Raw genomic sequence first — 1,784 nt, 5'->3', positions numbered from 1 at the left:
AAATTTTGATTTAAATGCATTTTATTATTTGTTAAATAATTAGTGTAACAAATAAAAACCAGTTATTCAAACTAATTAAAATTAGTTTTTTTAAAATTTAGGCTTCAGTCAGTGTAATTTTTTCTGCATTAACCTTAATTTTTGTTCATTATAATTATTAATAACTACATTAATTATATAAATGATATCATAATATTAATTTATGGCAACGGTGGCAGATATCATTATAAAAACATTAGTTAATTTTGGAGTTAAGAGAATATATGCAATACCAGGAGATTCATTAAATCCAATCATCGATGCAATAAGGAGAAATAAGGATATTGAGTATGTGCAGGTTAGGCACGAGGAGGGTGGGGCATTAAGTGCATCATTTGAATCAAAATACTCCGGTAAATTATCTGCCTGCATGGGCACTTCAGGACCAGGGTCTATTCATTTATTAAATGGTTTATATGATGCAAAAATGCAGCATGTTCCGGTAATAGCATTGACAGGTCAGATTGAAACAGATTTATTGCACCATGATTATTTTCAGGAGGTTGATTTAATAAAATTATTCGATGATGTTTCTGTATTTAATGCAAGAATAGTTAATCCGAAAAATGCCCATTATTTAATATGGAGGGCATGCAGGGAGGCAATATTGAAAAAAGGCGTGGGACACATAGACATGCCTGTGGATATATTAAGGGAAAATGCAGCTGAGGAGGACCTGTCATATTATATTAATCCTGTAAGCTATAAACCAGATGGCATGGAAGAGGCAGCAAAATTAATAAATGAAAGCAAAAGGCCATTAATATTCATAGGTGGTGGTTCTAGAAATTATCATGATGAAATAAATAATTTTGCGGAAAAAATAGGTGCTCCGGTGGTTTATGCTCTTGATGGCAAGGGAACATTTAATGATGATGATAAAAAGGTAATGGGCGGCATAGGCCTGCTTGGAACAAGGCCATCAGTAAAGGCCATAGAAAACTGTGATTTAATGATATTCCTTGGAACAATATTTCCGTACACATCATTTTTAAAAAAGGTCAATAATATACAGGTAAATAATAATATAGATGATTTAAATAAAATTATGAAGGCAAATTATTCATATTTATGTGATATAAAATATTTTATTGATAACATAAATGTTAATGAAAAGGATGAAAAATATTACAATGAACTTCAGGATGAAAGGGAAAAATGGTTTGCTAGCCTTAATAAAATGATAAATGACAAAAGAAATCCTATAAGGGCAGAGGTATTAACAAATGAGATATCAAAAAGAATTGAGGACGACGCAATAATAATAACAGATACCGGCGATGTGACATTATGGACAAACAGATTTATTAGGGCAAAAAATAAAAATAAATTTTATTTTTCTTCATGGCTTGGAACAATGGGGTCAGGCATTCCAGGAGCAATAGGACTTGCTTTTGCATCCGGAAAAAAGGTTTACGGAATAATAGGGGATGGCAGCTTTGCAATGACATCAATGGAGTTAATAACAGCAAAAAAATATAATTTGCCTGTTAAATTAATAGTATATGATAACCATATACTTGGAATGATAAAGCTTGAGGAGGAGGTCATGGGATATCCCGAATACGGCGTTGATTTATATAATCCAGATTTTTCAAAGCTTGCGGAATCAGTAGGAATAGAGGGCATAAGGGTTAATAGTATAGAAGAGCTTGATTCTAAATTGGATGAGTTCTTTTCATATAATGGTCCTGTGGTTCTTGACGTTGTAACAGAAACAAATGAAACACCAATGCCACCAAAAC

1 protein-coding gene is annotated in these 1,784 nt (G+C 32.1%); it reads left to right on the top strand.

All coding sequences use genetic code 11. The annotated features are described in order from the left end of the window. Positions 1-202 precede the first annotated feature (202 nt). The coding region (locus tag AOG54_RS03035; RefSeq protein ID WP_055032396.1) for a thiamine pyrophosphate-dependent enzyme at positions 203-1,784 on the top strand (1,582 nt) is incomplete at its 3' end.

The organism is Acidiplasma aeolicum (assembly GCF_001402945.1).
Lineage (GTDB): Archaea > Thermoplasmatota > Thermoplasmata > Thermoplasmatales > Thermoplasmataceae > Acidiplasma > Acidiplasma aeolicum.
Note: the sequence above shows the minus strand (reverse complement) of the source record. Positions and strands in the feature narration are given on the sequence as shown.